The 20,914-nt window shown below is 70.0% G+C and carries 18 protein-coding genes; 8 read left to right on the top strand and 10 right to left on the bottom strand.

Translation table 11 applies throughout. The features are described 5' to 3' along the window. Positions 1-74 precede the first annotated feature (74 nt). A complete protein-coding gene (locus tag ACFLIM_RS29755) occupies positions 75-3,308 on the bottom strand; it encodes an efflux RND transporter permease subunit (RefSeq protein ID WP_393171039.1) in 3,234 nt (1,077 codons plus the stop codon). Between the two features lie 98 nt (positions 3,309-3,406). On the opposite strand from ACFLIM_RS29755, the gene ACFLIM_RS29750 reads away from it, so the two are divergent. Further along, positions 3,407-3,865 (top strand): MarR family winged helix-turn-helix transcriptional regulator, encoded by a 459-nt coding sequence (locus ACFLIM_RS29750; RefSeq protein WP_393171037.1) that lies wholly within the window; start codon positions 3,407-3,409, stop codon positions 3,863-3,865. Positions 3,866-3,923: 58 nt separating this feature from the next. On the opposite strand, the gene ACFLIM_RS29745 is transcribed toward ACFLIM_RS29750, so the two are convergent. From ACFLIM_RS29745 to ACFLIM_RS29725, 5 genes are all read right to left on the bottom strand, one after another. After that, entirely contained in the window at positions 3,924-6,215 is a 2,292-nt protein-coding gene (locus tag ACFLIM_RS29745; protein WP_393171035.1) for a HelD family protein, read from the bottom strand. Between the two features lie 122 nt (positions 6,216-6,337). Next, positions 6,338-6,556, bottom strand: a complete 219-nt coding sequence (locus tag ACFLIM_RS29740; protein ID WP_393171033.1) for a hypothetical protein — start codon at positions 6,554-6,556, stop codon at positions 6,338-6,340. Between the two features lie 39 nt (positions 6,557-6,595). Next, positions 6,596-7,609: a BtrH N-terminal domain-containing protein gene (locus ACFLIM_RS29735; protein ID WP_393171031.1), complete on the bottom strand. Its 1,014-nt coding sequence runs from the start codon at positions 7,607-7,609 to the stop codon at positions 6,596-6,598. Next, a complete protein-coding gene (locus tag ACFLIM_RS29730) occupies positions 7,606-8,412 on the bottom strand; it encodes a MerR family transcriptional regulator (RefSeq protein ID WP_393171029.1) in 807 nt (268 codons plus the stop codon). Before ACFLIM_RS29730 ends, ACFLIM_RS29735 begins: the two co-directional genes overlap by 4 nt. Before the next feature lie 85 nt (positions 8,413-8,497). Next, entirely contained in the window at positions 8,498-10,057 is a 1,560-nt protein-coding gene (locus ACFLIM_RS29725) for a hypothetical protein (protein WP_393171027.1), read from the bottom strand. A 151-nt stretch (positions 10,058-10,208) separates the two neighbouring features. Between ACFLIM_RS29725 and ACFLIM_RS29720 the strand changes: the two genes are divergently transcribed. Both ACFLIM_RS29720 and ACFLIM_RS29715 read left to right on the top strand, forming a co-directional pair. Beyond that, positions 10,209-10,871 carry a response regulator transcription factor gene (locus ACFLIM_RS29720; protein WP_393171025.1) on the top strand — a complete coding sequence of 221 codons (663 nt, stop codon included), beginning with the start codon at positions 10,209-10,211 and terminating at the stop codon, positions 10,869-10,871. After that, complete coding sequence (locus ACFLIM_RS29715; RefSeq protein ID WP_393171024.1) at positions 10,868-12,016, top strand: sensor histidine kinase; 1,149 nt, start codon at positions 10,868-10,870, stop codon at positions 12,014-12,016. The genes ACFLIM_RS29720 and ACFLIM_RS29715 overlap by 4 nt, the downstream gene beginning before the upstream one ends. 677 nt (positions 12,017-12,693) lie before the next feature. On the opposite strand, the gene ACFLIM_RS29710 is transcribed toward ACFLIM_RS29715, so the two are convergent. After that, a complete protein-coding gene (locus ACFLIM_RS29710) occupies positions 12,694-15,006 on the bottom strand; it encodes a peptidase M6 (RefSeq protein WP_393171023.1) in 2,313 nt (770 codons plus the stop codon). 251 nt (positions 15,007-15,257) lie between these two features. On the opposite strand from ACFLIM_RS29710, the gene ACFLIM_RS29705 reads away from it, so the two are divergent. The 4 genes from ACFLIM_RS29705 to ACFLIM_RS29690 all read left to right on the top strand — a co-directional run bounded on the left by ACFLIM_RS29705 (position 15,258) and on the right by ACFLIM_RS29690 (position 17,332). Further along, a complete protein-coding gene (locus ACFLIM_RS29705; RefSeq protein ID WP_393171116.1) occupies positions 15,258-15,470 on the top strand; it encodes a hypothetical protein in 213 nt (70 codons plus the stop codon). 141 nt (positions 15,471-15,611) lie between these two features. Beyond that, positions 15,612-16,097, top strand: a complete 486-nt coding sequence (locus tag ACFLIM_RS29700) for a hypothetical protein (RefSeq protein ID WP_393171022.1) — start codon at positions 15,612-15,614, stop codon at positions 16,095-16,097. Continuing rightward, complete coding sequence (locus tag ACFLIM_RS29695; RefSeq protein WP_393171020.1) at positions 16,094-16,909, top strand: DUF899 domain-containing protein; 816 nt, start codon at positions 16,094-16,096, stop codon at positions 16,907-16,909. Before ACFLIM_RS29700 ends, ACFLIM_RS29695 begins: the two co-directional genes overlap by 4 nt. 249 nt (positions 16,910-17,158) lie before the next feature. After that, positions 17,159-17,332, top strand: coding sequence for a hypothetical protein (locus ACFLIM_RS29690; protein ID WP_393171018.1), 174 nt, complete (start codon positions 17,159-17,161; stop codon positions 17,330-17,332). Positions 17,333-17,454: 122 nt separating this feature from the next. Here the strand turns inward: ACFLIM_RS29690 and ACFLIM_RS29685 are convergent, their stop codons facing one another. From ACFLIM_RS29685 to ACFLIM_RS29675, 3 genes are all read right to left on the bottom strand, one after another. Next, positions 17,455-17,646, bottom strand: coding sequence for a Tn3 family transposase (locus ACFLIM_RS29685; RefSeq protein ID WP_393171112.1), 192 nt, complete (start codon positions 17,644-17,646; stop codon positions 17,455-17,457). 6 nt (positions 17,647-17,652) lie between these two features. Continuing rightward, positions 17,653-18,774 carry a hypothetical protein gene (locus tag ACFLIM_RS29680; RefSeq protein WP_393171017.1) on the bottom strand — a complete coding sequence of 374 codons (1,122 nt, stop codon included), beginning with the start codon at positions 18,772-18,774 and terminating at the stop codon, positions 17,653-17,655. A 344-nt stretch (positions 18,775-19,118) separates the two neighbouring features. After that, positions 19,119-20,156 carry a LacI family DNA-binding transcriptional regulator gene (locus ACFLIM_RS29675; protein ID WP_393171015.1) on the bottom strand — a complete coding sequence of 346 codons (1,038 nt, stop codon included), beginning with the start codon at positions 20,154-20,156 and terminating at the stop codon, positions 19,119-19,121. Positions 20,157-20,384: 228 nt separating this feature from the next. On the opposite strand from ACFLIM_RS29675, the gene ACFLIM_RS29670 reads away from it, so the two are divergent. Then, positions 20,385-20,909: a carbohydrate ABC transporter permease gene (locus ACFLIM_RS29670; RefSeq protein ID WP_393171013.1), complete on the top strand. Its 525-nt coding sequence runs from the start codon at positions 20,385-20,387 to the stop codon at positions 20,907-20,909. The last annotated feature ends 5 nt before the right edge of the window (positions 20,910-20,914 follow it).

Here is a 20,914-nt window from a genome sequence, read left to right as displayed (position 1 = left end):
TGGACAAGTGTATTCACACACCTGCGCCCGCACGGCACCCAGGCCGTACGGGCGCAGGAGATCCCCTTGAGCGGTCACGGCGTGGGCGTCAGGACCTTCGCCTCGTGCTTCGGCGCGGCCGGCGTGCGCCGCATCCGCTCCTTGGCCCGCTCCACCATCGTGTACAACGTCGGCACCAGCACCAGCGTCAGCAGCGTCGAGGAGATGAGGCCGCCGATCACCACGATCGCCAGCGGCTGCGAGATGAACCCGCCCGAGCCGGTCACCCCCATCGCCATCGGCGTCAGCGCGCAGATCGTCGCCACCGCCGTCATCAGGATCGGCCGCAACCTGCGCCGGCCGCCCTCGATCACCGCCTCCACCACGCCCATGCCCTGCTCGCGGTACTGGTTGATCAGGTCGATCAGCACGATCGCGTTCGTCACCACGATCCCGATCAGCATCAGCATGCCGATCAGCGCCGGCACCCCGAGCGCCGTGTCGGTCGCCACCAGCAGCCCCACCGCGCCCGTGGCGGCGAACGGGATCGACACCAGCAGGATCAGCGGCTGGATGAAGCTGCGGAACGTCGCCACCATGATCATGAACACGATCGCGATCGCCGCCAGCATCGCCAGCCCCAGGTCGGCGAACGCGTCCGCCTGGTCGGCCGAGGCGCCGCCGATCTCGTAGGTGGCGCCGGAGTCCAGGCTCAGCGCCTGCAGCTTCGTCGTCAGCGCCGCCGTCACGGTGCCCAGATCGGCCGCGGTCGCCTTGGCCGACACCGTGGCCGAACGCTCACCGTCGATCCGCGACACCTGCGTCGGCCCGGCCACCTGCCGCACGTCCGCCACCGACGACAACTTCACCAGGCCCGCCGCAGTCGGCAGCTTCAGGTCCTCGATCGCGTCGATGTCGTCCGGCGCGTCCGCGCCGCGCAACACCAGGTCGCTGGCACGGCCGTCCAGCGTGATCTGGCCCAGCGGCGCGCCGCGGAACGCCTGCGCCACCGCCTGCCCGACCTGCGCCTCCGACAGGCCCCGCTCGGCCGCCTCCTGCCGATCGACCACGACCTCGACCCGAGGAGCGCTCGCCTCCAGGTTCGACGACAGATCACGCAGCCCCGGCACCTCGCCCATCGCGGCCTTGACCGCGTCAGAGGCCGACCGCAGCGTCTCGACGTCGGGCGCCTGCACGATCACGTCGATCGAGTCGGAGGAGAACCCGCCCCCGCCGGCGCCGCCCACCGTCACCTCGCCGACCCCCGACAGGCCCGCGACCTTGTCCCGCAACTCCTGCTCGACCTTCGCCGTGTCGGCACCCTCGGTGAGCGTCACCGAGTACGACGCCCGGTCCGCGCCGCCCCCGGTCCCGCCGCCGCCGAAGCCGTTGCCGCCGCCGCCCACGTTCACCTGGTACGACTCCACGCCGCCCAGACCGGACAGCACGCCCTCCACCCGCTTGGCCGCCGTGTCGGTGGTCTCCAGATCGGTGCCCACCGGCATCCGCTGCGACAACGAGATCGTGTTCTGGCCCGAGGAGTCCAGGAAGTTCGTCCGCAGCCCGCCCGCCAGGCCCATCGTGCCGACGAACACCGCCACCCCGATCAGCACCGTCACCAGCTTGAACCGCGTCGCGAACCGCAACACCGGCAGGTACGCCCGCTGCAACGGCGAGCGCAGCTCCTTGGCCTCGGCCTCCTCACGCTGCTTGCGCGCCTGTTCGGGCGTCAGGTCCGGCGCCTTCAGGAACCAGTACGCCAGCACCGGCACCACCGTCAGCGACACCACCAGCGAGGCCAGCAACGCCACCGCCACCGTGATCGCGAACGGGCTGAACAACTCGCCCACCATGCCGCCCACGATCGCGATCGGCGCGAACACCGCCACCGTGGTCAGCGTCGAGGCCGTCACCGCGCCCGACACCTCGCGCACCGCCGCCAGGATCGCCTGCAGCTTGGCCTCGCCGTAGCCGAGATGCCGCTTGATGTTCTCCAGCACCACGATCGAGTCGTCCACGACCCGGCCCACCGCGATCGTCAGTGCGCCCAGCGTCAGCATGTTCAGCGAGTAGTCGCCCGCCCACAACACGATCAGCGCGATCACCACCGACAGCGGGATCGACACCGCCGTCACCAGCGTCGAGCGCACCGACAGCAGGAACACCAGGATGACCAGCACCGCGAACGCCAGCCCCAGCAGCCCCTCGGTGGTCAGGCTCTGGATCGACTCCTCCACGTACGGCGCCTGGTCGAACACCACCGACACCGCCGTGTCCGACGAATCGCCCAGCGCCCTGGTCAGGTCCGGCAGCTTCGCCCTGACGTCATGCGAGATCGTCACCGCGTTGCCGTCGGGCACCATCGTCACCGACACGCCCAGGCTCGTCTTGCCGTCCGTACGGGTGATCGTCGTCGCGTCCGCCAGCCCGCGCGTCACCGTCGCGACATCGCCCAGCTTGACCGGCTTGAGCGGCTTTGGTTTGGCGGTCTGCTGCGGGATGCCGGCCTGACCCGGCCGCCCGCTCTGACCAGGCTGACCGGGCTGACCGGTCTGGGGCCGCGCCTGGGCGGTCTGCTGGGGCGCCGCGGGCTGCGCGGGCGTCAGGTAGAGGTCCTTCAGCTTGGCCACCGAGTCGACCCGCGAGCCCACCTGGACCGTCAGCGACTTGTCGTCGGAGGTCAGCGTGCCGGCCGGGATCGGCGTGCCGTTCGCCTTCAGCACGTCGGGGATCTGCGCCGCCGACACCCCCGCCTTCGTCATCTTGCCGGCGTCGGGCTCGATCGTCACGACCTCCTCGCGGGTGCCCGTGACCGCCGCCTCCCGTACGCCCTCCACGCTCTGCAGCTCCGGCACCACGATCCGGCGCAGCTTGTCGGCCATCGCCCGCTCGTCGCCGCCGTCGCCCACCGCCAGCACCAGCACCGGGATGTCGTCGGTGTTGCCCGCCACCACCCGCGGGTCCACGCCCTCCGGCAGCGTCACCCCGTCCAGGGCCTGCTGCATCTTGTTCAGCGACGACTCGACGTCGGTGCCGTAGGCGAAGGCCACCTGGACCTGCGCCATGCCCTCCCTCGACGTCGAGGTCAGCTGCTCCATCCCGGCCAGCCCCTGGAAGGAGTCCTCGATCGGCTTGGTGACCTGATCCTCGACGATCTCCGGGGACGCCCCCGGATACGGCGCGACCACGAACGCGCCCGGAAACGCCAAGGACGGCAGCAACTGCTGTTTCAACTGCGGGATCGTGAACGCGCCGAACGCGCTGAGCACGACCGCCACCAAGATCACAAGGGTGCGGTTGACCAAGCTCAACCGGGCGAAAGCGGTCATGGGTTCCCCTCCAAGAGTTCGCCCCAGACTAACACTTTGCCTTGAACGAATATTTAAACCGATCGAGCTTTCCTGATAACCTTCTCAGGAAGCGAGAGGTGAGCGTGAACGACGAACGCGAAGACCTGATCCGCCGGATCAGCGAAACACAGCGTGGCCTCGGGCGACTGTTCGCCCAGCACCAATCCCCCCTGTTCGCCTCCAACCTCACCATGCGGCAGCTCAAAGTCGTCATGGTCCTGTCCATCACCGGCTCCGCCTCCGGCCAGGACCTCGCCCACAACCTCGGCGTCGGCCTCGGCACCGTCACCGGCATCGTCGACCGCCTCGTCGCCCAGGGCCTCGTCAGCCGCCACGAGGACCCCCAGGACCGCCGCGTCCGCCGGGTCGAGCTCACCCCCGCCGGCGCCGCCCTCGTCGAAGAGATCAACAACGCCGGCTTCACGCACTACCGCCGCATCATGGACCACCTCGACACCGAGACCCTGCGCGCCCTCGACCACGTCACCCGCACCATCCGGGCCGTCGCCGACAAACTCGCCGACGACCACGACTGACCCGCTGCTGACTGGTGATCGGGTTCGCAGGCGGTGGGATAGAAGCAGCCCACCGCCTTTACAATGTAGATTTCTCAGTCAGGCGCGACAGCGACTCCGGCAGGTCGCCCTCGTGCACCACCGTCAGCCGCCGCGTCGCCCGCGTCACCGCCACGTACAGGTCCTGGCCGCCCATCGGCGACTGCGCCACGATCCCCGCCGGGTCCACCACCACGACCGTGTCGAACTCCAGCCCCTTGGCCTGCCCCACCGTCAGCACCACCACCGGCGCGTCCAGATCACCGCCGGGGAACAGCCGCGCCACCTCCGCGTGCAGCCCGTCCGGCGTCACCACGCCCACCCGGCCATCGCCGATCTCCGCCAGCTCCCCCTCCACCAGCGCGGGCAGGGCGGACACCGGCAGCCGCAGCGCCCGCGGCTCCGCCTCGCCCTCGCGCACCGACTCCGGCGGCTCCTGCCCCGGCGCGAACGCGTGCAGCACGTCGGTGGCCACCCGCATGATCTCCACTGGCGTGCGGTAGTTGACCAGCAGCCGCTCCTCCCGCCAGCGCCCCTTCAGGTGCGGGTCCAGCACCTCGCCCCACGAGCGCGCGCCCGCCGCCGACCCCGTCTGCGCCAGGTCGCCCACCACGGTCAGCGACCTGGCCGGCACCCGCCGCATGATCATCCGCCAGGCCATCGCCGACAGCTCCTGCGCCTCGTCCACGATCACATGCCCGTACGCCCAGGTGCGGTCGGCCGCCGCCCGATCCGCCGTCGTCAGCCCGGAGCCGTCGTCGATGTGCCGCTCGGCCAGCACGTCGGCCCGGTCGAGGATGCCGCCCTCCGCCACGCCCGTCGACTCCAGCACCTCCCAGGCATACAGCTCCTGCTCGGCCGATTCCTGCCCGGCCTGCCGGGCCGCCGCCCGCCTGGCCGAGTCGTCCTCGCCCAGCAGCTCGGCCGCCTCGTCCAGCAGCGGCACGTCCCCGGCCGTCCACGCGGCCTCCACCGGCCGCAGCAGCTCCTGCCAGTCCAGCCCCGACGGCGCCACCGACCACAACGTGTCCCACGAGGACAGCAGCTCCGAGATCAGCCGTTGCGGCGTCAGCTCCGGCCACAGCCCGTCGATCGCCCGCCGCACCTCCGGCTCGCCCCACAACCGCCGCGAGGCCAGCTCCAGATCCAGCTCGTCCAGGTCGCCCTCCAGGTCGAGCGGCTGCGACAGCTCCGGCTCGTCGTCCACGACCAGGTCCTCGATGTGCAGCGACTCCTCCAGCGCCCGCGCCTCGGCCCTGGCCAGCTCCTTGAGCAACTCGGTGACGTACAGCTTGCGCGCCATGTTGTGCGGCAGCCGCACCGCGCGCGCCCGCTCGCGCAACCGCAGGCACACCGCACGCGCCACCCGCAGCCGCAGCCCGTCCAGCTCCACCTCCAGATCCCCGTCGGGCACCCCCTGGCGCAGCGCCAGCGCGCCGGCCACCACCTCGGCCATCCGCGCATCGCCCTTGACCACCGCCGCCGCGGGACGGTCGGCGGCGACCGCCCGCACCCCGGGGAACATCTCGCCCACCGTGCACATCACCACCTGCGTCTCCCCCAGCGCGGGCAGCACCTGGCCGATATAGCGCAGGAACATCGGGTTGGGGCCCACCACCAGCACGCCGCGCCGCTCCAGCGTGTCGCGGTGGGTGTAGAGCAGGTACGCGGCCCGGTGCAGCGCCGCCACCGTCTTGCCGGTGCCCGGGCCGCCCTGCACCACCAGCGCGCCCTGCAGCGAGGCGCGGATCACCCGGTCCTGCTCGGTCTGGATGGTGGCCACCACGTCGCCCATCCGGCCCGTCCGCCCCCGCCGCAACGCCGCCAGCAGCGCCGCCTCACCCACCAGCGTGCGCCGGTCGCCGTCGCTCATCCCCTCCAGGTCGAACACCTCGTCGTCGATGCCGACCACCGAACGGTCCTTCAGATGCAGGTGCCTGCGGCGCACCAGCCCGCCCGGATCGGTGGCCGTGGCCACGTAGAACGGCCGCGCCGCCGGCGCCCGCCAGTCGATGAGCACCGACTCGTGGCCCTCGTCACGCAACCCGATCCGGCCGACATAGGTGCTCTGCCCCGAGCCGTCGTCGATGCGGCCGAAGCACAGGCCGCGCTCGACCGCGTTCAGCTGCGCCAGCCGGCGCGCCTGCTCCGAGGCCAGCACCTCGCGCTCGACCCTCGCCTGACGCGTGCCCAGGGCGCCGCCCCTGCCGTACACCTCGCGCAGCGCCGCCTGCGCCCGCTCCCTGGCGACGTCGAGCCTGCCGTACAGCCACGCCACGGTACGCTGCTCGGCGTCAAGGGCTTCCACAAGACCATCTTGACGATTAGTCATTCGGTGGTATACTTCTATCGGAGGGTTGTGAAGCTCATGCTTTTGAGTTGCAGCATTCGAGCTTAACCCTGACGCGCGCCCGCGCGCAAACTATTCGTGCTCGCGCCGCGTCCCCGCGAAGCTCAGTACGCCTGGCGTCCCGTCGCCGCCCACAACCCGGCGAACAGCTCCACCAGCCCCGCCACGCCGCAACACTGGCAGCCGCAACACTGGCAGGCCGTGTCCCACAGCCCGGGCACGGGCCGGTCCGGCACCCCGCTCGTCATGATCCCGCTCGCCGGCCGCTCGGCCCAGTCCAGGTCGCCGGACTCGCCCGCCACCCGGTACAGCTCGTAGAACATCCGAGCGATCTTCAGAAAACGAAAGGTTTTTGAGGATTGTCAGGGCCGGATCACGCTTGGGGTCTCACTCCCCAGGCAGCTCAGCGCCTGCATGGCCGCACGCTCTATTCGTGAAAGATCGCAGAAGATGGTGCCTGCCTGTACGAGGTACCGCGCATCGCCTGATTCACCGGCTTTTGTGATCAGTGCTGCGGCTTCCGTCCACAGGGTGGCTGCCTCGGTGTACAGCCCGTGGCCGGTGCGCAGGTGGCTGCTTCCGAGCAGTTGGGTGCATTCGGCGAGGAAGTCGCGGTAGAGGTTACGGAACAGGGCGCCGCCGGTGCCGGCCTTCTCCATCAAGAGGGCAGCCTGCGGCAGGTCCCGCTGCGGGTTGCCGGTGCGCTGGAGCCACGTGCGTACCAGCTTGCCGGCCTTGTCAATGCCTCGGTGGCCGAGGTTGGCGATGGGCGAGTTGAGGAAGGCGTCGGCGCAGGCGGTGATGGCGGGAATGATCTGGCCCTGTGCGGAGGGCGGGTTCCTCGGAGCGGTGAGGGTGAAGGAGCGGTGCTTGGCGGTCATCGGGCCGCGTGCGGCTCTGGCCTGGGCGAGGCTGGTCAGGCTGGTGGATACCGCTCTGCCTTGCTGGTCGGTGTCCACCAGGTAGGCGTCGTGCTCGTCGTAGCCGTACATGGCGACGACATGGCCGCCGAAGTGCACCTTCGACCCGAAGTAGTCCAGGTGGTAGCTGTCGAGCTGCAGTCCGACGGGGTGGCCGGCATCGATGGGGCCGGCCACGTTCTCCCACGCCCTGCGAGGAGAGGTGGTCTCCTGGACCAGGAGCTCCAGCCCGAGTCTCGTGGCCAGGTTTCTGGTCAGATCGAAAGGCTTGACCCGCCCTCCGAGGAAGGGGAAGCCCATATTCTTGCTGTCCCAGTAGATGAAGGACAGACCGGAGCCGAGACCGAACAGCATGGGCTCGGACAGATCGAGTCCTTCGTGCCGCAGCAGCACCCCCAGAGCTGTCGTCTCGCAGTGCTGCGTACCGCGGGCATCGATGTCTATTACCGTGGTCATGCCATGCTCTCCTGGACGGGGATGATCAGCCGGGTCATCAGTTCTTCTCGCGGTGCCTCTGCCGGTCCGACGAGATAGGCCTCACGTACGGGTGCTTGCGGGCGCAGTCCGCGCTCGTGGATGGCGGCGAAGAGAGCGTTGTAGGCCAGGGGCAGCTGGGCGTAGGGCCCGATGTGCACGGTCTCGGCAACGAGTCCGCCGGGCAGCACCTCGAACTCCAGGCCGGGTGCCCTTTCCCCCTGCGGCGTCTGCGCTCCGACGGCGATCTCCATCCGCTCTTCCAGATCCAGCGGGTACAGCGCCCACAGCGGCGGCTCCCATACGATTGCCGTCTTGCTGAGCGCGGGCAGCAGCCGGCCTACGCATTCCTCGACCTTCTCCGCGATCTCCGCAGGGGTGCAGACCGTTCGCACCACTGCCAGCCGTCGCTCCGGCTCTCTGCTCATCGTCACCTCGTAGCCGGGCAGGCCGCCCTCCGCCAGTCGCTCCAGCATCGCCAGCCGTGCCTGGTCCCTGCTGATCCGCTCGGCCAGCCGGTCCCGCTCAGCGCGCAGGATCTGTGCCCTGCGCGCAGGCTCGGCAGCCAGCGCCTGGGCGATCACAGCCAGGGGAAGATCCATCTCGCGGAGCAGGGCGATGGTCAGGGCATCACGTGCCTGTTCAGGTGCGTAATAGCGGTAGCTGGAGCTGGCGTCCACGCGGACCGGAGCCAATAGCCCCATCTCGTCGTAGTGCCGTAGCTGCTTGACGCTGAGCCGGCACAGGCGGGCGAAGCGCCCGATGGTGAGAAGTTCGTCTTGCATGCCATCATGGTGGACTCTCCCACGGCAGGAGAGTCCAACGCTGTATCCATTGGCCCCAAGGCCGCCCTACTCCTCTTCGCCGTCGTCATCGCTTGGGGCGTCCGGGTCGCGCGGCAGGCGCAGTGAGTGGCACTTTCCTGCGGTATGCGGCAATCGCCACCCCGAGGGCGAGGGCGGCATATCCGCAGGTCACGGTCAAACCTGCCCATGGCGGGAGCGGGTAATAGCCGCCGAGCAGTGACTGGTCCACGTCCACATGCGCGAACGTGGGGACGCTCTGCGTGATCGCGAACCCGGCGGCAGGAGTGATCATCAGCAGCCATGGCGCCAGGCCCGCGATCGCCAGCAGGTAGGGCACGACGACCAGCGCGATGGCCAGCCCGATGGCGACGATGCCCCGCTTGACCAGCGCGGCCAGGCCCAGAGCCAGCACGGCGGCGGCTGCGGTCAGCGCCGCGTAGCCGACGATCACCCGCAGCTCGGTACCCAGGGTGATCGGCTGGATCGGGTTCTGATTGGCACGCAACATCGCCAGGCCGACAGGGACCACGACCCCCGAGGCCACCAGCCCCGCCACGAACGCGACCGCGCCGACCACCGCGGCCTTGGCCGCCAGCAGCCGCGCTGGATGCGGCTCGGCCGGCGGGCTGGTCCCGATCAGCCCGCGCCGGTGTTCCGTTGTGAAGAACGTGACCGCCACCACGAGCACCGGGATCAGCCCCACGGCCCCGCCGATCAGCATGAGGTCAGCGCGCAGACCGCCCTCCACCGTGGCGGGCCCGATGTCACCGACCCCGGTCACGAGGAGCTTGTCGCCGGACTCGACGACCCCGCCCGGGTGATGCAGGGTCTTGCCGTCGGGCCCCAAGGAGACGCCGACGTCATCACGCCGCCACGAACCGTTCGCGCCCTGCAGCTTGATCTGGTCGAAGGTGGCGGTGGCCTGGGCGAAGGCTGCCGCCATCTCCCACAAGGCGCCTGGTGAGGTGGCGAACAGCCCGATCTCGACCGTCTCCGGCAGGCCGGTCAGTTTGACCGTGCTGACCTCGGTCCACGTCTTGCCGTCGCCTGACTCGTAGCCGGTGAGAGTATCGCCCGACCTGGTCAGCCGCAGCCACCGTGGCCCCTGCACAGGACCGCCGGCCACGTCGTGGGTGAAGTTGTGCTGCATCCTCACGCCGTGGCTGCCGGTGATCATGACGGCGGTATACGGCGTGCCCTGCGTGAGGCTCTGCCTGACGAGGAGCCCGGCCTTCGCCCACGGCACCACCCCCTCCTTGACGTTGCGCACCCCGGGTACGGCGTCCGGCAGCCGCATCTGCCCGGTCATATCCGACACGCGGGCGGTGATGCTGCCGTTCCCCTTGAGCGGCTGGTGCACGAAGTAGTACTTGTCCTTCACCGCCGTACCATCGGGACCCACCAAAGGCGCGGGGCAGGGGCCCTCGCCCTTCCATGTCACGCAGGTGCTGCGGGCGCCCCCGGCGATCAGCAATCCGAGCGACACGGTGACCAATACCGAGGCCGCCATGGCGAGCACCCAGCCCCGCGCGGAGCGGAACTTGGTCCACTCCGCGCGCAGCAACTGAGGGAAACGGTCCCGCCCGGCCCGTTGGCTGGATCGGTAAGGCGTGAATGAACTCATGCCGACGGTTGTACGCGGCACCCGGTTCCAGCCGGGTCGCAGCCGCTGCGACCCGGCTGGAACCGGGGATCTGGCATCGTTAACCCATGGCACCTCGACCCGGCGGCCGGTTCGGCCGCCCCGCCCGCACGACAACCGGCGGTGAGTGGCGGTGAGGGTCCTCGTCGTCGAGGACTTCGAGGTCCTCGCCCGCTCCATCGGAACCGGGCTGCGCCGCGAGGGCATGGCCGTCGACGTCGTCCTGGATGGAACCGCCGCCCTCGACCGCGTGGCCGCCACCCGCTACGACGTGGTGATCCTCGACCGCGACCTGCCCGGCGTCCACGGGGACGAGATCTGCCGGCGACTCGCCCACGGCCGCTGTGAGACCCGCGTACTGATGCTCACCGCCTCCGGCACGATCGAGGACCGCGTCGACGGGCTCAGCCTCGGCGCCGACGACTACCTGCCCAAGCCGTTCGCGTTCGCCGAACTGGTCGCCCGCGTCCGTGCCCTGGCCCGCCGCGCCACCCCGCCGCTCCCGCCGACCCTGGCATGCGGGGACATCACCCTCGATCCGGCCCGCCGTATCGCGTTTCGGGCCGGGCGGCGCCTTGAGCTGAGCCCCAGGGAGTTTGCCCTGCTCGAATGCCTGCTCGCCGTACCCGGCCTGGTCATCTCCGCCGAGGAACTGCTCGAACGCGTCTGGGACAAGGCCGCCGACCCGTTCAGCAGCGCCGTCAAGCACACCATGCACCGGCTACGAGCCAAGCTCGGCGACCCGCCCGTGATCGAGACCATCCGCGAAGCCGGCTACCGCATCCGACCGTCATGACCCCCCAGACGCTCGCCAGAAGGTCCCTGCAGACGCGGCTCGCGCTCGCCTACGCGGCGGGCATCTACGCCGCCGGGGTCTTCGTGCTCGTCCTCGTCGCCGTCCCGCTCGCCAGCATCAATGCGGCCACCCCCAAAGGCCACCCCTCATCGAGCGCGATCACCGAAACCGGGCCCGGGATCAGCCTGCCCCAACTCCTCATGGGATCCGCCGTCGCTCTGGTCATACTGATTCCCGTCGCCCTGGCTCTGGGCTGGTTCGTCGCCGGCCGGTTCCTGCGCCCGCTGCGCGCCATCACCGCCACCGCCAAAATCATCTCCGCCGGAGACCTCCACCGGCGGCTTGCTCTCGGCGAGCCCACGGACGAGCTGACCGAGCTCGGCCACACGCTCGACGACCTGTTCGCCCGCCTGCAGGCGTCCTTCGACGCCCAACGCCACTTCGTCGCCAACGCCTCCCACGAGCTGCGCACCCCTCTCGCCGGCCTGCGCACCCTTCTTGAAGTCGCCCTCGCCGACCCCGATGCCGACACCGAAACCCTCCGCTCGGCCTGCCAGGAGGCCCTCGCTCTGGGCGGACACCAGGAGCGGCTCGTCCAAGCACTGCTCGCCCTGGCCACCAGCGAACGCGGCGTCACCCGCTGGGACACCCTCGACCTCGCCCACATCGTCGAAGGAGTGCTCGCCACCCGCCGCGACCAAGCAGCGGTGACAGGCATTGACCTCGCCGAACACCTAACGCCCGCAGTGACGACGGGAGACCCGAGACTGATCGAAAGCCTCGTCGCCAACCTCATCGACAACGCCATCCGCCACAACCACGCAGACGGGCACGTAAAGGTCACCACTCAGACCTCCGGCACGCAGGTGGCCCTTACAGTCGCCAACAGCGGGCCGGTCATCCCCGGCAACCAGATCCAGCGCCTCTTTCAACCCTTCCAGAAACTGGCGCCTGATCGTCACGGCCGCCGCGACGGCTACGGCCTCGGCCTCGCCATCGTCAATGCCGTCACGCAAGCTCACCACGCCACCCTCACCACCAGCGCACGCCCCGGAGGCGGCTTGTCCATCACCGTGCAGTTCGCGCACGGATCTCCGACCCGGACGGCCTGCCGCAGCCGGTGGCCAGGTCCCGGACGGCGGTAATGGCTGTCTCGGCGCCGTCGCAGAGCTCGGCGATGGCCGCGGCGTGATCGGTGGTGAAGGTGATCGGCTGCTTGTGCAGCAGCGCCAGCGCCCGTGAGGCGGCCATGCGTATCTAGGCCATGGCGTTGAAGACGTCCAGGGACGCATCGGCCTCGGTTCCGTCACGGGCTGATCGTGCCTGCGCGGCCAGCGCCTCCCGCTCGTGGTGCACGGCGTCGTCGTATTCGCTTCGCCGCTGGCGGGTGAGCGCGGCGGCCGCGGCGCGGTCGGCGGCATCGGTGGAGGCCCGGCGGGCGTCGAACTCTTCAAGGTCCGCGCGTGCTGCCGTTCGTCGGGCCGGGCACGACCCAGCCTCCGCTGGTCGCCGTCGCCGGGAACACACTGGTGGCTGGAGAGCCGGGAGTCAGCCCCGCCGCAGTCAGGGTGTACGACATCAGCACCACCCCGGCCACCCCGCGCGGCGAGATCCGCGGAGACGCGAACGCGTTGCCGCCCCTGCGAGATCTCGCCCTCACCGAGGACGGGCCGGCGGCGCTGTCGGCGTTGGCCGATACCCGCCAGTTCGACGCCCGGTACACGACAACCCTGACTCAAGCCCGTGCCTACGACAGCAGCGGGCTAAGCGAGCACGGTCTCCCCTTCGGGGTCCGCTTGTGGCGGTGTGCGTCGGTCGCGGGTCAGCGGCCGGTGTCGTTGTCCTTGACCTTGCAGGTGGCGGTGGCGGTCTTACCGGGGTTGCTCACCGAGGTCGCGGTCAGCTGGACGGTGGCCGATTCGGCGCTGCCCTCGCTGCGGGTGACGTAGACGGGCACGTTGACGGTCTGGCCGAACGCCGCCGTGGTCAGGTTGTTGTAGGGCTGGGCGGTCCAGCCCGATCCGCTGACCGCGGTCGACAGGCGGTAGATGTCGTTGTGCAGGTGGGCCCGCTCGTCCTGCGGGTGCAGGGCGGGGTCGGTGGCCGCGTCCTTACCGGTGTTGGTCACCGCGAAGGTGCACTGGGTGGCCATGAAGGTGGTGGAGCGCTTGTCGGGGCGGCCCTTGGCGACCGCGACGCCGCGCTTCTGCGGTCCGGCGCCCTTCGGGTTCTGCACGCCGATGACGTAGTGCAGCAGTCCCTTGGCGTCGGTGTACTTGTCGAGGATGTAGAAGTGCAGGTCGTTGGCTGCGTCGGCGAACTCGTTCTTGGAGCCGGAGTTCGTGCCGGCGTGGAACAGCGCGTCGTTGAGCTGCCGGTAGTCGCCCATGGTGCGCATGACGGGGGTGCCGTCAGGGCGCGTGAAGTCGACCTTGTTGATGTCCTCGGGGTGCGCGTCCTGTACCCAGGTGAAGCAGTTGTACCCGCAGGTCGACCCTTCCTTGCCGTCCTTTCCGGGCTCGTAGGTCTTGTTCTTGGCGATCAGCACACCGTTGTCGGGCCCGAACGAGCCGTACCCGATCCGCTGCACCGTCTCCAGGCTGTAGTTGCTCCAGTTGCCCTTGGGACCGCCACCGTCACAGGTCTGATTGGTGTTGACGTCGCAGTCCGGCGAGCGGTCCACCGGCGCCGCGCCGTCCAGCAACACCTGGATGCCGGCCCGTGACCCCTTGGGCAGCTTGTCAGCGTTCACCGCGCGGGCGATCACATCAGCGACCGCCAGGCCGGACTGGGCCAGCCCGTCCCGGTTGAGCCGCAGTACCGAGGAGTACGGCACGAAGCCCATACCGATCTTGTTACGCAGGGTGTGCTCGGCGCCCATCGAGGCGCCCTGCTGCGCGGGCACCACCCAGCGCTTGTGCGGGCCGCCCGGACCGTTGAACGAGCCCCGGTCCAGCATGTCCCACGGACCCGACCCCACCCGGTGGTACGGCGTCGCATAGGGGTTGTTGTTGTTGTCACCGATGCTGTACAGGAAATGGCTCAGCTCGTGCAAGATCGTGCCGGAGCTCTCACCCTGCCGTACCGAGGACAGACCCCACAGCTGCGAACCGGCGAGATAGGACGTCCAAGGAACGTACCGGGTGACGACCGTGTTCGCCAGCGCTGGGTTCGGATTGCCCCAGGTCTCGCGCGGCACGTCCTCCGGCGACTGGAACTTCATCTCGCCGAATTCCTGCCACACCGTGGTCTCGTCGTAGCCCGCGTAGATCCGCAGGATCACGTCGTAGCCACAGTTGCCGGTGCAACCCAGGTCGGCGTGCCACAGCGCGTCGGCGTCGGTCTCCAGCCGGGTCCCCATGCAGTCGTTGACAGTGGCCTTGTCGGCGACGGTCACCGTCGCGTCGAGCTGCAGGTGCGTGCCGTCCGGGATGGCCGTGACGGTCCTGCGCCCGGACGGGCTGACTCCCGAGATCGTGATGACGTCGCCGACGTGGAAGAACTTGGTCGACTCCACCGTGATGGTGGACACGGCGCTCTGTGCCCCGGTCACCGTGGTCGTGCCCGGGCAGCCCTCTTTCTCCTGGCCGAACCCGTCGTTCAGGCCGTACTGGTGATAGTTCTGCGGCATCCGGTAGGTGCCGATGGGGGTCACCTCGGAGATGCCGATCTTGCCGCCGCTCTGCTCCATCCAGTACCCGTTGAGGGTCTGGTTGTGGTTCAGCTCGCTCGGCTTGTTGAAGAAGCCGGCGTAGAACTCCGCGACGTTGTCCCGCGTGATCGGGTCGATCTGCGGGTTGCCGAACGGGTCGGACTGCTTCGGCTTGGTGATCACGAACGGCTGGTCGGGGAAGTCGACCGCCACGAGCGCCACTTTCAGCGCCCGGCCGGTGGGGGTCTTGCCGCTGGTCGCCCAGCTCACACCCGGAATCGGCTTGTAGTCGTCCCAGGTCATGTCGTCCTGGTCCTGCACCTGCTGCGGGTCGATCGGCTTGAGCGCCGGAGCGTGCTTCACCGGGGACGCCTGACCGGTGCCCGCCATGCTCAGCGATACGCCGAACACGACAGCGGACACCACCGCCAGCGCCTTGCCCGATCGCAGGCGTAAAAGCCTGCGCCTTCGGTTAAAGATCATGAGGCGGAACCCTATGACCCACACGCGGGCCGGTCACCGTACAGCTGTCGGAACTACCCCTCCACCGACCGGACTTCTGTCGGACCGGCGAGCGGTGCAGCACCTTCATGGCCGGCGAGACGGCCGCGATGCCGGCCTGGGCCGACTCCATGCGGAAGCCGTGGACGAAGTGCGTCATCGCGGTCAGCCGGTCAGCCGCTCCAGGATAAGCTCGCGCGCGGGCGGCGTCGGCCTGCCCCCGGGTCGCCTTCATGACCGCCCCGGCCAGCGCCCCGGCGATCGACGGCGACCGGCTGCGCGGCATCGAACTCACCGACGGTCACACCGTCCCCCGCGCCGCCGCCTTCCTCTTCCCCCGCATGGTCCCGCGCGATGAGCCGCTGACCGACCGGGGTTGCGCCAAGGACGAGACCGGCTGTCGCCACCGGCCGCACCGGCATCGCCGGCGTCTGGGCCGCCGGTGACGTCATCGACCCACGCGCCCAGGTCATCACCGCCGCCGGCATGGGGTCCGCCGCCGCCTTCGCCATCAACACCGACCTGTTGGACGAAGACGTCGACCACGCCGTCGAACAGCACCGCGCCACTGTCGCGGGTGATGGCCGGTGAGCGTCGACACCGCACAGCAGCAGGTGCCGGTCTCTGGCGGGAGACTGCCGCTCGGCGTCTACCTGCACGCGTTCAGCCTGTTCGCGATGGGCAGCGCGGAGTTCCTGCTGGCCGGGGTCCTGCCGGAGATCGCCGACAACCTGAAGATCCGCTTGTCCTCCGCCGGCGCACTGATCTCGACATTCGCCATCGGTACCGTGATCGGCGGGCCTCCCTTCGCCATCATGACGCTGCGCTGGCCGCGACGCACCACGCTGGTGACCGCTCAGAGCGCGTCTGTGAACTTGTCGGCCCGACGTGGTCCGTACAGGCTCGGCCGAGGGCGTCCCCGGCGCGATGAGTTCCGGCCGGGTCGCGAGTCTGTTCCGGTGACCGTCGTAGGACGGTCGTACGGCACGGAACAGCAGCGAAGCCGAGATGACGCTGCGGGGCGCAATACTGCCCGCGCTGCCCGACACGAGACACCACGGAGGACACCATGACGACCACGCCGAACGACCCGACCACCGCGCTGCCCGGCCGCCCGCCCGTCGTTGACCCGGCCACCTGGCAGACCGCCCGTGACGAGCTTCTGGTCCGCGAGAAGGCCCACACCCGCGAGGGCGACGCCATCGCCGCGGCCCGCCGCCGGCTGCCGATGGTGGAGCTCGACGGGACGGTCGAGGTCGTCGGACCCGACGGCCCGGTCCCGTTCCTGGACCTGTTCCAGGGCCGCGACGAGCTCGTGGTCTACAAGCACATGTGGTACGACGGCGCGCCGCACCAGGGGCAGTGCGAGGGCTGCACCACCACGGCCTGGCACCTGCAGGACGCCGTCTACCTCAACGCCCGCGGCGTCTCGTTCGCCATCCTGACCACGGGCCGGTGGGACGAGGTGGCCTCCTACGTCGAGTTCATGGGCTACACCCAGCCTTGGTACTCGGTGCGCGACGTGGACGCGCCGGTCGGCGGCAGCATGGGTTACATCACCTGCTTCCTGCGCGACGGCGACCGCGTGTTCCTCACCTACTCCACGACGGGCCGTGGCAACGAGCCGGTCAACGGGTCCTTGAGCCTGCTCGACATGACGCCCTACGGCCGCCGCGAGGCGTGGGAGGACAACCCCGAGGGCTGGCCCGAGGCCCCTCAGGCCGACTCGCCTGTCGGTGGGCATGGCTCGCCGATCTGCTGGTACTGGCGCTCGGACGCCGACGGCGTCGCCACCTGGGGCCCGACCAGCCGCCCCGTGCCGCAGTGGACCCGCCCCGGCGCGACCCCCGTGGAGACCCTCGGCCGGCACGGCCACCACCACTGACGCGCCTTCGTCGCCGGCGTCGGCAAAGGTGTGAGGTGCCGGACGGAACCTCCGGACGATGCGAGGGTCCGCCCGCGCGCTCGGTCGGTGGGCGGTTCGCCCGGAAGGTGAAGGACTCCTGGTAGGAGAGGGGCTGTCTAGGCTTGCCAGTCCTTAGTGCCGCCGCCCCGCGACCTCCTTCGTTCCGTCACAGCTTGCCGAGCTGTCCTGTCTGAGGGTGTAGTGACCGACAACGGCAAGGAGTGCATCATGCCTCTCCTCCACACGGTGGGGGTATCGGTCGGCTGCGTCCTGGCCCTCGCGCCGGCCCTGCTGCCCTCCGTACGTCCCACCAGGAGGTGGCCGCACGTCGTCATGGCGCTCGGCATGGCGGCCGGGCATCTGGGCGGCTTGTTGGCCTTCATGGCCGCGTTGTCGCTCTGATGGGGTCAGAGCCGGTGGTGCTGCTGGACGAGCCGACCATCGGCCTGGACGTGGCGGCCGCGCGCGCGACCAGGAGTCCGGGTGCACGTATCGTCCACGTGCCAGTACTCGTCATGCCATGCTCATGGCCCCTCGCCCCAGTGCTCCACGATCGGCACCCGCCCCTGGGCCTCGATCAGCGTGGCGTTCGCCGCGGCGATGGTGTCGGCGCGCAGGTAGTACTGGTCGACGTACACCGGCCGGCCCCGGTTGAGCGCCTCGTCGTCCGGGTCGATGACGGGGCTGTAGCCGATGTTGCACGCCTGGGCGACCAGCAGCGATCAACCGTTCGAGCGTGGTCCAGTCGTGGTCGTCAGGGCCTCCCTGCCCTCGTCCCACCTCCAGCGCACGTTGCGGCCGGTCAGGTGCACCCCGCCGATCCAGCGGTCGACGCCGTTGAGCGTCACGTGGTCCTCCTCGCCCGCCAGCACCCGCGCGCCGGTGGCGGTCAGACGCACCAGGGTGGTGCGTTCGACCGGGGCGTCGGCGGGCCAGACGTCCAGCAGCGGGTGCGGGGCCCGGGCCAGGCGGTCCATCGCCGCGAAGCACCAGGTGTCCCCGAGATAGGGGCGGGCCTCGCGGGCGGAGGCGCGCACGAAGACGTCCCCGGCGGTGGCCTCCCGCGCAGCGTCCGCCACGGCGGCCAGGACGCGGCGTTCGGTGAGGGAGAGCCCGTCACGGGTGGAGGGGTACTCGCGGCTGAGACGTTCGAAGGCCTCGCCGAGGAAGCGCAGCTCACCGGAGCGGGTGGCGGCGATGGCGGACAGACCCTCCGGCGTCGGGGCACGGAAGGCCGCCCATGCCCGGGTGGCCAGATCGAGCGCGGCCGGGGTGAGCGTCGCGCACGCCTTGGTCGCGGGCAGCTCGCGCAACTGCTCGGGACGCAGCTGGCCCAGGCCGCCGAAGCGGGCGATGCCGGGATGTTCCCCGATGCAGATCAACGTGATGCGCTCGGCCGGCACCTCCAGCTCGGCGAGGCGGGCGAGGATCTCCACGATCTGCAGCTGGTCGTAGAGGTCGGCCTCGAACCACAGCACGTACTCGCCGCCGCGGTTGGCCTCCAGGGCGGCGTCGCGCTGCAGGAACATGCGCATGGCCTCCCCACGGTCATCCGCGTGCGCTCGCATCAGGAACGAGGCCCTGACCTGACGCAGTTCCTCGTGCCCCAACGCGGGGACCGGCCCTTCGTGCAGCACGTCTCGCCAGTACTCGATGTGCCGGGCCAGCCCGGTCCCCGGCAGGTCGGTGCCGTCGCCGTTGCTGATGTGCAGCGCCGCCGCCATCCGGTCCTCGACTGGGGCCGGCTGCTCGCCCAGGAGCCGCCTGCGTGCGATCGCGTACGACTCGCCGGTCTTCGCCATGCGGGCGCGCACCCGCCGTTTGAAGTCTGCCTGCTTGGTCATGAACGTCTCCCGCGCGCCGTCCGCGCATCCCCCAGCGACCAGTGCGGCGGGCGCACGACCGACGACAGATCCTCCGTCCGAGAGGTGAACCTCCCTTTGCCTCCTGGGATGACCCGGCTGGGGCGAGTCGCCGGAGGTTGGGCGCGGACAGCCGCCACCGACCATGCTAGCGATCCTCAGCCGGGTCTGGCCAAAGCGGTACTCCTTTCATCGGAGGGGCCGGGGGTCGTGTCGGCGCGTCCATTGATGATCATGCGCCGGACCAGGTCGCCTCGCATGTGGACCGGCTGGGCAGGCGCTCGGTGGGCAGCGGCGGCGCGTGAGGGCGCCGCCGATCCCGTGGCCTACCCGGGCGGGGGCGGGGCGGTGGAGCGGCGGGGGACCAGGGTCGGGGTGACCGAGAAGTGGACCGAGGACGTGCGGCCCTCGATGCGTTCCAGCAGCAGGCGCCCCGCGGTCCGGCCCATCACCCCGCCGTCCTGGTCGACGCTGGTCAGGGAGATGTCCGACAGCGCCGCCAGGCGGGTGTTGTCGTAGCCGGCCAGCGACATGTCCGCGGGCACCGCCAGCCCGGCCTCGTGCAGCGCCGTCAGCGCCCCGAACGCCGCCAGGTCCGCGCCGGCGAAGATCGCCGTCGGGCGCGGCGAGCGGCCCAGCAGCTCGCGCGCCCCCCGGTAGCCGCCCTCCTCGCTGTAGGAGGTCAGCGCCACCGCGATCTCGTCCTCGAGGCCGTGCTCGCGCATCACCCGCTCGTACGTCACCGCCCTGATGGTGTGCAGCATCGCCGCGGCCCGCCCCCGCGTGCCCTCCCGCTGCCCGATGTGCGCGATCCGGCGGTGCCCCAGCCCGATCAGGTGGCGCACCACCAGCTCGGCGCCGATCTCGTCGTCGTCCAGCACCGCGTCGTACACCGCCGACTTCTCGTGCGGCCCCAGCACCACCGTCGGCGGCCCTCCCGCCACCTCCTCCAGCCGCGCCCGCGGCACCCGCGGCGCGACCAGGAGCATGCCGTCCACCTGCCGGTCCACCAGCGCGTCGATCGCCCGCGTCTCCGTCTTGGCGTCGGGCCCGCCGGTCACGATGATCACCTGGTAGTCGGTGGCGGCGAGGTGCCCGTACAGGCCGTCGAGGATGTCGGGGAAGAACGGGTTGCGCAGGTCGGGCAGCAGCACCCCGATCGTGTACGTACGCCCGCGCATCGCCCGCGCCGCCGCGTGCGGCCGGTAGCCGAGCTCGTCGATGGCGGCCCTGACCCGCTCGCGCATGGCGGGGCTGACCCCGTAGGCGCTGCGCAGCACCTTCGAGACCGCCGTGGTGGACACCCCCGCGTGGCGCGCCACATCGGCGATCGTCACCCGCCGCCGCCGGTCGCGCGTGGTCATCCGCCCGCCTCTCCTCAGGACGTGCCGATTGTACGAGCCACCCGCCGCCGACCTGCACCACCGCGTGGATAACGTTACCCAAATCGCATCAACTCGAAGCCGTGAAAGGCCGGGATCACGGTTGGGGATCGTTATCCAAATTCGTTCTTGACGACCTCCTCTGTAACGCCTACGTTAACTAGCAATCGGGGGTATTAAAACGATTCAATCGGATCTCGGAGGGGTGTCGTGAAGACCTCTCAACACACGCTCGCAGCGGCGCTCGCCGTCGCCACGACCACCGCCCTGGCCTCCCCCACCGCGCTGCTGCAGGCGCTCGGGCTGTTCAAGACGCTGCCGGGGCTGGTGCTGGTCGAGGTCGCGTTCGGGTTGTCGTTCGCGGTGCTGCTGTTTCGCGCGTTCATCGCGGCCGTGCCCCGCGAGCTGGACGAGGCCGCCATGATCGACGGCTGCGGCGGGCTGCGGCTGTTCTTCCAGGTGATCTTCCCGCTGCTCCGCCCGGTGACGATCACCGTGATCATCACCACGTCCGTCGCCGTCTTCAACGACTTCGTCAACCCGCTGTACTTCCTGCCCGGCGACGACAACGCCACCGTCCAGGTCACCCTCTACAACTTCCAGAGCCAGTACAGCACCCAGTGGAACCTGCTGTTCATGGACATCGTGCTCATCACCATCCCACCACTGCTCGCCTTCGTCTTCTTCAACCGCAAGATCGTCGCCGGGATGACCACCGGCGCCATCAAGGGCTGACCTAA

The sequence above is a fragment of the Nonomuraea marmarensis genome, from assembly GCF_043197025.1.
GTDB lineage: Bacteria > Actinomycetota > Actinomycetes > Streptosporangiales > Streptosporangiaceae > Nonomuraea > Nonomuraea marmarensis.
The sequence above is the reverse complement of the archived record's forward strand: the minus strand, read 5'-3'. Positions and strand labels throughout refer to the sequence as shown.

Excerpts from the sequence above, each read along its gene's own strand:
- ACFLIM_RS29680 (WP_393171017.1), bottom strand. The coding sequence starts at position 18,774 with ATGACCAAGCAGGCAGACTTCAAACGGCGGGTGCGCGCCCGCATGGCG.
- ACFLIM_RS29690 (WP_393171018.1), top strand. The coding sequence starts at position 17,159 with ATGCCTCTCCTCCACACGGTGGGGGTATCGGTCGGCTGCGTCCTGGCC.
- ACFLIM_RS29755 (WP_393171039.1), bottom strand. The coding sequence starts at position 3,308 with ATGACCGCTTTCGCCCGGTTGAGCTTGGTCAACCGCACCCTTGTGATC.
- ACFLIM_RS29730 (WP_393171029.1), bottom strand. The coding sequence starts at position 8,412 with ATGCAAGACGAACTTCTCACCATCGGGCGCTTCGCCCGCCTGTGCCGG.
- ACFLIM_RS29675 (WP_393171015.1), bottom strand. The coding sequence starts at position 20,156 with ATGACCACGCGCGACCGGCGGCGGCGGGTGACGATCGCCGATGTGGCG.
- ACFLIM_RS29710 (WP_393171023.1), bottom strand. The coding sequence starts at position 15,006 with ATGATCTTTAACCGAAGGCGCAGGCTTTTACGCCTGCGATCGGGCAAG.
- ACFLIM_RS29745 (WP_393171035.1), bottom strand. The coding sequence starts at position 6,215 with ATGACTAATCGTCAAGATGGTCTTGTGGAAGCCCTTGACGCCGAGCAG.
- ACFLIM_RS29715 (WP_393171024.1), top strand. The coding sequence starts at position 10,868 with ATGACCCCCCAGACGCTCGCCAGAAGGTCCCTGCAGACGCGGCTCGCG.
- ACFLIM_RS29740 (WP_393171033.1), bottom strand. The coding sequence starts at position 6,556 with ATGTTCTACGAGCTGTACCGGGTGGCGGGCGAGTCCGGCGACCTGGAC.
- ACFLIM_RS29695 (WP_393171020.1), top strand. The coding sequence starts at position 16,094 with ATGACGACCACGCCGAACGACCCGACCACCGCGCTGCCCGGCCGCCCG.
- ACFLIM_RS29735 (WP_393171031.1), bottom strand. The coding sequence starts at position 7,609 with ATGACCACGGTAATAGACATCGATGCCCGCGGTACGCAGCACTGCGAG.
- ACFLIM_RS29705 (WP_393171116.1), top strand. The coding sequence starts at position 15,258 with ATGACCGCCCCGGCCAGCGCCCCGGCGATCGACGGCGACCGGCTGCGC.
- ACFLIM_RS29725 (WP_393171027.1), bottom strand. The coding sequence starts at position 10,057 with ATGAGTTCATTCACGCCTTACCGATCCAGCCAACGGGCCGGGCGGGAC.